Consider the following 9,512-nt stretch of genomic DNA (forward strand, 5'->3'; position numbering starts at 1 on the left):
GGACGGCCATGCGAAAAATTTTTCGGTTTTTATCCAGGCCGGTGGCAGTTATCGACTCACGCCATTTTACGACATCATTTCAGCATTTCCGGTATTGGGTGGCGCGGGAATACACATCAGCGATCTCAAACTGGCAATGGGGCTTAACGCATCCAAAGGCAGAAAAACGGCAATCGATAAAATTTATCCGCGACATTTTTTGGCGACAGCAAAGGCGCTGAAATTCCCGGAAGTGCAGGTGCATGAAATCCTGAGTGACTTTGCCAGAATGATTCCCGCAGCACTGGATAACGTGAAGACTTCATTACCGGCAGATTTTCCGGAGAATGTGGTGACAGCAATTGAAACCAATGTGTTGAGGTTGCACGGTCGGTTAAGCCGAGAATACGGAATTAAGTGAGATGTGGGGTTTGGTCGTTGCTAATGAGCAGGACAATCATGACCGCTAAAGACTGGATTTTCCCTTTGTTTATGTTGGTGCGCATAATGTATATTATGTTAAATAGCCTACGATGGTAAACAACTTCATATCTTTCCATTGCCTCTCACGAAATCAACAGGTTAACGATTTCTAACATCCCTCCCATTTCTTGCGTTAGGTGTAGAGTACATTTACTTCATGTCCACATCAACAATGAGGTTATCTATGTACTCGCTCAACCAACTAGTTGCCATCAACCACAAACGGCAATGGATTCTGATGGACACGGAAACCTGCTTACCGTTGTTGTACCCACTCAGATATCACATCGATCATTTGGCTTTTCGTTCATTGTCCACGCAGTCTGCTTCGCTGCAGGCCGTTAAGTTCTTTTACGAATTTTGGTTGCAGAAACACGGCGTCACGTTTTGCTATAGCTTCTATGCTTCTGGCCACAACCCGTGCATTGCTATTGAGGAAATGTCGGCATTTTCTCACTATCTGGAGAATGGTCGCGTAAGCCAATCAAATTTATTGGCATTCACTCCAGTCTCCACTTCCCATAGTTTTACCAACGCAGCGCGATTTCGTGCAGTAGCGCAGTTTATTGCTTTTTTGATTAACACGTATGTATCGCCGGTATATCGGGATGATTCTCCCAAAGCATTATCACTCCAGGCTTCCCGGTTACATACTCGCCTGCGCTTTTGTCGTGAAAGTTATCGAGCGTTAACACCGGGAAAGCATTCTAACCATCGTCATATCCATCAGGGGTTTCACAGTATGAACCGTGAAATGGTGATCAGTCTGTACACGATTATTGCGCCCTGCTCTAGCCAAAAATATAACCCATTAAATCCCTTCCCCACCAGAAACACCCAGTTTCGCAACTTTTTGATTGTTCGCCTGTTACTGAATTATGGATTGCGAATAGGTGAATTATTGCTGTTGGAATGCAATTCTATAAAATCAAATATAAAAAAGGATAAGTTTAGTTTGATTGTAACTACAACTGATGAAAATCATGACCCCAGAGGATGTGCACCTTCTCTTAAAAATGTATGGGCAAATCGTGTATTAGAGCTTGATAAGCAGGATTATAATTTCCTAAAAATTTATATAGAAAGAGTGCGTCCTAAAACCGACAGCCACGACTTTATATTTACATCGAGCCAAGGTGTAGGTAAACCATTATCTTATACTGCAGTTCATTCGATGTTTTCAAAAATTGATGACGTATTGAGTAAAAAATTCCCCGAATACAAATCACATTCGTACTTTGACGTACTACAACGTTTAACTCCGCATGTAACCCGGCATACCTGGGCTTACCTGACCCTGCAAAAAATCTATCATATAAAATATTTAAAAAGCAAATCAACAAGAAAATACGCTTCTATTGCTCTCCCTGACACGGGATTGATGGAAGAAGCCAAGGAAGAATTGCGCCTAATGGGTGGATGGAGTCCGAAAAGCCAAATGCCTGATTTTTATGCAAGGCGGTTTCTATCCGAGCGGGCCAATACAGCAAACACCCAGCGCATTGCTCAGGATAATATTGATCTGAGTGAAATGCTTAGTATTGTAATGGAGGTATGTAATAATGATCCACAATAAAAATGCACTTGTTTCTGATAATGGAGCATCAATCTATCCTTCTGAATTAATGAATTTTATCTGTCACCTAAAAATTCCTGAGCGAATTTATCTAAAAACAGCAAGAGAATTTGACGACCGATATATCATCAACGCAGTAAATAAATGGACTTTCGATTATTCTGGCAGTCGTCGTTACCTATGCTTTAAACAGGATGAGGTATCAAATCAACTAACTAAGTATTTTTGTTTCAAATATGCGTCAACAAGATTTCCAACACATCTTCCGATGTTGTTGCTTGATTGGACATATGCTATTGATTACTGTAGAAATCATGGCGGTTTTTCTTTCACTGTGTTGCTCAGTTATCTGGAAAAAGACATTACCGACCGCAGAATCTTTTATTCAATATCATTCGGCCTAAAAATCCTCTGCGCCGAAGTGTACCATATGGTTTATGAACTGAACTCTTACACAACATAAGTTAAATGATGAATTGGATTGGATAAGCAACGTCTTACACCCACGTCTCGCCTCGTAGAGTCAGCAAATTACTACCCTATTGTCGGAATCTTGATTCCCCAGAATGCTGGAGCTCTCTTTCGATTTTCTAACTACCCCGCCAACTTGTTTTTTAAAGTGGACAGTGGCTACAGTTGATGGATATCCCCCCAGCCTTTACGGCTGGGGATCTCCTCTCTTCACAACTTCATCATGGGCTGCGGAGCAAAATTCCACTGTCCATATCGCCCCCGCCGGAAGCCAGACTGCGGTGTATGGCTCGGCGGAGAATTTTACCGGTCGTGTCCGGGTTGATCCTCTGTTCAACGCTGACAACGACATCCGTGTTTCCGCGGCTTATGTCACCTTTGAACCTGGTGTCCGCTCCGCCTGGCATACGCATCCAGCAGGTCAGCGACTGATTGTGACCTCTGGTGTTGGGCTCACCCAACAAGAAGGCAAGCCGGTGCAGGTGATCCGTGCTGGCGATGTTGTCTCTTGTCCGGCGGACGTTAAACACTGGCATGGGGCGGCCCCCGGTAGTGCGATGACACATCTGGCAATAACCGGCGTGGTGGATGGCAAAAGCGTTAACTGGAAGGAGTTAGTGACAGATGAACAATACCACGCCCATTAAGATATTAACGGCAGCGGTACTGCTAACCTTTGGTTTTGCGCTTACCGCAAATGCTGCGCTCATCAATAAAGGAGTTACCGAAATGAATCATGAATATACGGTTTCAGATACGCTGTCAGCTCGCCAGCAGGCCATTCCGTTGATTGCCGCATCAATGGCCAGCAGTCAGATGGATAAGCTGAATGCAGCGCTTAATCAAGGACTTGATACAGGACTCACGATAAACGAAGCTAAAGAAATTCTCATCCAGCTCTATGCCTATACGGGATTCCCCCGCAGCCTGAATGCACTGAATGAGCTGATGAAAGTCGTCGAAACACGTAAACAACGTGGCATCGAAGACATTGAAGGTAAAGCGCCGATCGCCCCTATTCCCGTCGGGGATGAACTTCGCCGTGTCGGTACCGCAAACCAGACGAAAATCTCAGGCGCGCCTGTTCAGGGGCCACTGTTTGATTTTGCGCCAACAATAAATCAATTCCTGCAAACACATCTGTTCGGCGATATTTTCGCTCGCGATAACCTCGACTGGCAAAGCCGTGAACTGGCAACAGTTGGCGCATTAGCCGCTACGCCAGGCGTTGAAGCCCAGTTACTGTCACATACGCGAGCAAGTATGCGAGTCGGTCTGACGGCAGCGCAGTTACGACAGTTAGCACAGGTTCTGCGTGAACATGGCGACAATGATGCAGCCACAAGAGCTGAAGAGGCACTGCGAAAAGCGCTTGAGAACAAATAGAGACGGTCGTCATGCAGACTCTCCCCTGGGCAGTGCACATACGTGATTCATCCTCTGCATTTATGAATCCGCCAAATAAAGGCAATCAAGGGGGAGAAATAATTAATGCTGGCAACTCAGATATGATTAAACGGCAACCATAACAGAGGATGTGATTTTGAAAACGGTCTTAAAAATGCTGGCCATCTGCATGATGGCAGGAGGCCTGGGGGCGCAGTCTGTATACGCCGAACCATTGGTCATTCAGGAGCAAGGAAGTTTTTCTGCCGGAGGCACCATCATCACCGCCCCGGGAACATTTGATGCGAAAAAGCCGCTGGACTCTGCAGGTCAAACTTATCATGGCGATCATGCGTCGGTGTTCTATCAAATACCGGAGAATCCGCATAAATATCCCATAGTTATGCTGCATGGCGCGGGCCAGTCTTCTCGTACCTGGGAAAGTACGCCGGATGGTCGAGAAGGGTTCCAGAACATATTCCTGCGCCGCGGATTCTCCACGTATATTGTCGATCAGCCGCGTCGGGGTGATGCCGGACGAACCACTGTAGAAGGTACGATGACACCAAAACCTGATGAGCAGATGTGGTTTAACCAGTTCCGTGTTGGCGTGTGGCCAGAGTATTTTAAAGGCGTCCAGTTTTCCCACGACAAAGAGGCACTAAATCAGTATTTCCGCCAGATGACTCCGAATACAGGGCCATTTGATGTCAATGTCATCTCTGATGCGATGTCTGCCGTAGTGGATAAATCAGGCCCGGCAATCCTCTTTACTCACTCTCAGGGGGGTGGACCAGGCTGGTATACCGCGATGAAAAACAACAAGGTCAAAGCCATTGTCGCCTTCGAGCCAGGCAGCGGTTTTGTGTTCCCGGAGAAAGAACTCCCTGCCCCTATGCCTAGTGCGTTCGACACGCTGAAGGGTGAATCCGTGCCAATGGAACAGTTTATGGCGCTGACTAAAATCCCGATTTTGATTATTTACGGCGATAACATACCGGATAAACCTGTAGCCATGCCCGCACAGGACAGCTGGCGAGTACGGCTGGCAATGGCGCGTAAGTGGCGTGACGTGGTTAACAAGCATGGTGGGGATGTGACGGTGACGCATCTGCCTGAGGCTGGAATCAGAGGTAATACCCACTTCCCGTTTTCCGACCTGAATAATGTGCAGATCGCTGATTTGGTGAGTCGGTTTTTGAAAGAGAAAAATCTGCAATAGCCATTTTAGAAGATCACCTTAAACGTTTAATAGAGCGCCTAACCTTCAGTGGGCGCTCATCGTATTGTGTAGCTTTTTCTGATGGAGATTCACAGCCTCGAAGATGTTTGCTCTGTTCACTGCTGTATCAAGCTTTCAACGTTACTGAAGCGCTGGCCTTCGCTGTATTAAAGCGCACTGGCCTACAGGCGTGCAGTGAAAAAGGTCATTATGCCCGCGCAAGGCCCACAGCAAAATGTGGACACGTTATTCCGCGTAGCGAAGTGCATCAATCAACAGCGCAAAAGCAGGCGGATGCTGCTTACGGCTGGGATAGTAAAGGTAATATCCGGGAAAAGTTGGACACCACTCCTGTAAAACCTGAATAAGCTCGCCTGACGTTACATAATCCTGAATCGCGTCTTCGGGAACACAGGCGATACCAAATCCTGATAATGCGGCATCAATTCTTTCTGGCAGCAGATTAAACGTCAGTTGCCCATCAACTCTGACCCGTAACGGTTTCCCTTCTCGCTCGAACTCCCAGTGATAAAGTCCACCGGCCGTTGGCAGACGCATATTGATGCAGCGATGATTTTGTAGTTCGTGAGGCGTTTCAGGCGCAGGGTTTGCAGCAAAATACGCCGGCGATCCCACCATGGCCATCCGCATATCCGGCCCAATTCGCACTGCAATCATATCCTTATCCACACTTTCACCCAGCCGGATCCCGGCATCAAAACGACCTTCAACAATATCGACAAAACCGTTATCCACCACCAGTTCGACATTGATTTCGGGATATTCCCTGAGGAACGGTTTTAGCTTCGGCCAGACCAGACTGCGCGCAGCATGTTCCCCGGCTGATAAACGAATATTCCCGGAGGGAGTGCCATTCAGTTGGATAAGTGATTCCAGCTCGCGCTCAAGCTCATCTATACGTGGCTCAAGACAGGCAATTATTCTCTCCCCTGCTTCCGTGGGAGCCACGCTACGGGTAGTTCGGGTTAAGAGACGGATATTTAACCTTTCCTCCAGTGCCTTCATTGCATGGCTAAGTGCAGACTGAGAGACGCCGAGTTTGCTCGCTGCTTTGGTAAAACTTCGCTCTCTTGCCACCACAAGAAAGATTTGCAGTTCGTTGAAGTTTTCTTTAAGCATTGACGATTTCCTTGTAGAAGCATTCCCTTCAAAGCGCATTCATGAAGGGCGTTCATAGACACAATCATTTTAGCCTCATTACTGGCAATAATGATAATTGATATTCTGGCTGTATCAAAAATAAGGCTGAATTATCAGAAGGTTTATCATGAAAATACTCATTGCTGGCGCAACAGGAAGCATTGGTATTCATGTTGTGAATACTGCTATTGCAATGGGCCATCAGCCAGTGGCTCTGATCAGGAATCGGCGGAAAATCAAGTTACTCCCTCGTGGAACAGATATTTTCTATGGCGATGTTTCAATACCTGAAACACTCACCGATTTACCGAAAGATATTGATGCCATCATTTTTACACTCGGCTCCGATGGTCAGGGACGTATTGGTGCCAGAGCGATAGATTACGGCGGTGTACGTAACATTTTGCGAATATTCATGGATACACCTGTTCGCATCGCCCTGATGACAACGATTGGCGTTACTGAGCGGCTCAGTAGCTGGAATCAACGTACTGAAGTTCATGACTGGAAGAGAAGATCTGAACGCCTGGTCAGAGCCAGCGGGCATATCTACACTATCGTCAGACCCGGCTGGTTTGATTACAATAATGATGATGAGCACAGAATCGTCATGCTTCAGGGGGATAAACGCCATGCGGGAACGCCGGAAGATGGTGTTATTTCCCGGGAACAAATCGCCCGGGTACTGGTAACGGCCTTGAGCAATGATGCGGCAAAAAATAAAACGTTCGAACTGGTCGCAGAGCGAGGAGAAGCACAGCAGGATCTCACTCCTCTGTTTGCAGAGCTGCAGAGTGATAATCCCCAAAAAAATGATGGGGTTTTCGATGTAGACAATATGTCCCTTACTGAAGAACCTGAGTGCGTTATTAACGACCTGAATCTGTATTCGAAAAATTAAAAAATCTGACAGCGTTGTCATATGACAGTCAGTCTTATAACAGCTTAGAACTGTATATTTACAGATCAAGAAGGAGGAAGCTCCTTCTGATATTTGTCAACTTCCAAACATATCGTTTAAAACAGGTATCAGATATGAAAGCACTACTAATTACTGCATTGTTCATGGGATTCATTTCGGCAAATACTGCATCTGCTGCTGAGGAGATTCATCATGCAGATGGCAAAGAAAAGATTGGTGTAGTCTCAGCCAGTAATGCCCTGACGCTTGATGAATTATCGAATGCGCTTTCTCGTAAAGCTGATGAACAAGGAGCAACATCATTCAAAATTCTGTCAACCACGGGGAATAACCGATTGCACGGGGTTGCTGAAATCTATAAGTAAGTAATTAGCATTTTGAACAATATATGTCACTGCCCTCTTATAGTTAGCGTCGTCTTATGTCCAGAACAGAAGATATTATCGATGAGGTAACTCAATGGATTGATTCAAACATACATAAACCGCTGAAGATAGACGATGTTGCTATGCGGGCTGGATACTCTAAGTGGCATCTTCAGCGGATTTTTGTACAGATAAAAAAGTTAGCCTTGGGAAATATATTAAAGATAAAAAACTTAGTCTTGCAGCTAAAGATCTTGTCGAGACTAATGAGTCTGTGATGAGCATCGCCTATAAATATGGGTTTGATTCACAACAGACCTTCACTCGGATTTTCTCTAAAAAATACAAATTGCCACCATTAAAATATAGAAACACCGAAAGGATAAAAAACATTAACATTTTAAATAATTTCACACTTACGTAGTATCACTTAAATGGTAATTTATTCTGCATCGAGAGATGAATACCTTTTGAGCCAATAGTTCTAATGGACATGGAAACCTGTTTACCCTTGTTGTATCCCCTTAGATATTACATTGACCATCTGGCTTAGCTTCATTGTCCACACAGTTTGCATCGCTACAGGCCGTGAATTTTTTTTTACGAATTCTGGCAGCAAGTATTTAAACGCGGGCGGAAGCCTTTTAGCTTCCGCCCGCAGCGCATGGTTTAATCCCTGCTCTGTTCAGGACACGTCTCAGAAATTAAAACGGAACCCGACACTGGCCGTGACCGGAGACTCGGTCTGCTTACCGTTCTCATAACGAGCTTCAGCCCAGATGCCAGCATTTGGGGTCAGTTGCGCACTGACGCCCAGTCCGTATTTCCCGGTCGTCCCGGAGATATCATTCCTGAAGTCGTAGGTGTCATTGATACGGACTTTGTTGTTGTCCGAAAATTCATGACTCACCGCCGCCGACAGGTACGGCTTGACTTCTTTTCCTGCAACATCCAGGGTCATCCCCAGCTTCACACCAGCCTCAGCCTGCAGAGATTTGGTCGCACCGATACTGGCTTTCATACCGTTATTCAGGCTGATATCTTTCACTTCCGCCCTGAATGCCGTTGTCCGCACGTATGGCTGCGCCCATGCATTCTCATTCAGACTGAAGGTTCTGCCCGCTTCGAGACTACCGCCGAAACCGTTCTGGCTGTAATCCCCTTTCACCGCCGTACCGTCACTCATCCAGGTACGCAGCTCATTATCAAAGCGGTTGTATTTCAGCACACCGTCCACGTAGTAGCCGTCATTATCAAACCAGGTGGCATACAGACCACCACCGGTACTGTCGACCTTACTCTTTCCTCCACGGGCATGCTTAATGCTGTTGTCGCTGTAAGAGAAGAAGGCACCTACAGCTAAACTGCTCTCACCCAGGTCAAAGACCTTGTCGGCGCCGGTTTCGAAACCGTTCTGGGTCAGGGTATAGCCCGAGCTGGCCCCGCCGCTGATGCGGTTATCTGACCCTGTATAACGGCCCCATACTCCGCCTGGTGCACGGGTATTCTGCATCACATCGCCATGACGGAAACGCAGATTATCCAGTTCGCTGTTGAAAACGTATGCCGGTGCTGTTGCCATGCCCAGTACCGCGTCGGCTGATTTTGTTGTGCGACGCACTGGAGACGACGATGTACCTGCATCTGGGTTACCTGCATCTGGGTTACCTGCATCCGGGTTAGTCGGTGGAGTAACCGGAGGCGGGGTATCAGCCTTCAGATACCAGTTGGTATTTTCCTTGCTCAGGCCGTATTCCCAGGTACCGGCATCGACTTTCCCGCCTTTCAGGGTAAACGCGGCATCACCGCCACCAGTCTGCACCACCTGAAGCGGCGCACCTGCAGATACTGGCTCCAGACCGGTGTTTTTGATATCCAGCACAAAGTTACCGCTGGCATTACCCGCGACATTCAGCATATCTCCGGTTGTAGTGGATCGGTAATTCA

The 9,512-nt window shown here is 46.7% G+C and carries 9 protein-coding genes and 2 pseudogenes; 9 read left to right on the plus strand and 2 right to left on the minus strand.

What is annotated here, in order from left to right; all coding sequences use genetic code 11:
* The 6 genes from D9734_RS22915 to D9734_RS22940 all read left to right on the plus strand — a co-directional run.
* Positions 1-400: HipA domain-containing protein (locus D9734_RS22915; RefSeq protein WP_130210822.1), on the plus strand; the 400-nt coding region annotated here is incomplete at its 5' end.
* A gap of 246 nt (positions 401-646) precedes the next feature.
* Entirely contained in the window at positions 647-2,038 is a 1,392-nt protein-coding gene (locus tag D9734_RS22920; RefSeq protein WP_205712836.1) for a site-specific integrase, read from the plus strand.
* A complete protein-coding gene (locus D9734_RS22925) occupies positions 2,025-2,501 on the plus strand; it encodes a hypothetical protein (RefSeq protein ID WP_130210824.1) in 477 nt (158 codons plus the stop codon). The genes D9734_RS22920 and D9734_RS22925 overlap by 14 nt, the downstream gene beginning before the upstream one ends.
* 163 nt (positions 2,502-2,664) lie before the next feature.
* Entirely contained in the window at positions 2,665-3,156 is a 492-nt protein-coding gene (locus D9734_RS22930) for a cupin domain-containing protein (RefSeq protein WP_130210826.1), read from the plus strand.
* Complete coding sequence (locus D9734_RS22935; RefSeq protein ID WP_130210828.1) at positions 3,134-3,895, plus strand: carboxymuconolactone decarboxylase family protein; 762 nt, start codon at positions 3,134-3,136, stop codon at positions 3,893-3,895. Before D9734_RS22930 ends, D9734_RS22935 begins: the two co-directional genes overlap by 23 nt.
* 157 nt (positions 3,896-4,052) lie before the next feature.
* Positions 4,053-5,117: an alpha/beta fold hydrolase gene (locus tag D9734_RS22940; protein WP_130210830.1), complete on the plus strand. Its 1,065-nt coding sequence runs from the start codon at positions 4,053-4,055 to the stop codon at positions 5,115-5,117.
* Positions 5,118-5,363: 246 nt separating this feature from the next.
* Here D9734_RS22940 and D9734_RS22945 read toward each other — a convergent pair whose 3' ends face one another.
* On the minus strand, positions 5,364-6,257 hold the full coding sequence (locus D9734_RS22945; protein ID WP_130210832.1) for a LysR family transcriptional regulator: 894 nt from the start codon (positions 6,255-6,257) through the stop codon (positions 5,364-5,366).
* A 148-nt stretch (positions 6,258-6,405) separates the two neighbouring features.
* Between D9734_RS22945 and D9734_RS22950 the strand changes: the two genes are divergently transcribed.
* The 3 genes and pseudogenes from D9734_RS22950 (at position 6,406) to D9734_RS22960 (ending at position 7,989) form a co-directional block, all read left to right on the plus strand.
* The gene (locus D9734_RS22950) at positions 6,406-7,179 is read left to right on the plus strand and encodes an SDR family oxidoreductase (RefSeq protein ID WP_130210834.1); all 774 of its coding nucleotides are present in this window, start codon (positions 6,406-6,408) and stop codon (positions 7,177-7,179) included.
* Between the two features lie 134 nt (positions 7,180-7,313).
* Entirely contained in the window at positions 7,314-7,565 is a 252-nt protein-coding gene (locus tag D9734_RS22955; protein ID WP_130210840.1) for a DUF1471 domain-containing protein, read from the plus strand.
* 56 nt (positions 7,566-7,621) lie between these two features.
* Positions 7,622-7,989, plus strand: a pseudogene (locus tag D9734_RS22960) (helix-turn-helix domain-containing protein).
* A 273-nt stretch (positions 7,990-8,262) separates the two neighbouring features.
* On the opposite strand, the pseudogene tibA reads toward D9734_RS22960, so the two are convergent.
* A pseudogene (gene tibA, locus D9734_RS22970) lies at positions 8,263-9,512 on the minus strand (autotransporter adhesin/invasin glycoprotein TibA); the annotation flags it as partial.

The organism is Escherichia sp. E14S1 (assembly GCF_004211995.1).
Classification (GTDB): Bacteria; Pseudomonadota; Gammaproteobacteria; order Enterobacterales; family Enterobacteriaceae; genus Escherichia.

Bases quoted from the DNA above. Each gene is read 5' to 3' on its own strand.
- D9734_RS22920 (WP_205712836.1), top strand. From the start codon at position 647: ATGTACTCGCTCAACCAACTAGTTGCCATCAACCACAAACGGCAATGG.
- D9734_RS22925 (WP_130210824.1), top strand. From the start codon at position 2,025: ATGATCCACAATAAAAATGCACTTGTTTCTGATAATGGAGCATCAATC.
- D9734_RS22935 (WP_130210828.1), top strand. From the start codon at position 3,134: ATGAACAATACCACGCCCATTAAGATATTAACGGCAGCGGTACTGCTA.
- D9734_RS22945 (WP_130210832.1), bottom strand. From the start codon at position 6,257: ATGCTTAAAGAAAACTTCAACGAACTGCAAATCTTTCTTGTGGTGGCA.
- D9734_RS22950 (WP_130210834.1), top strand. From the start codon at position 6,406: ATGAAAATACTCATTGCTGGCGCAACAGGAAGCATTGGTATTCATGTT.
- D9734_RS22955 (WP_130210840.1), top strand. From the start codon at position 7,314: ATGAAAGCACTACTAATTACTGCATTGTTCATGGGATTCATTTCGGCA.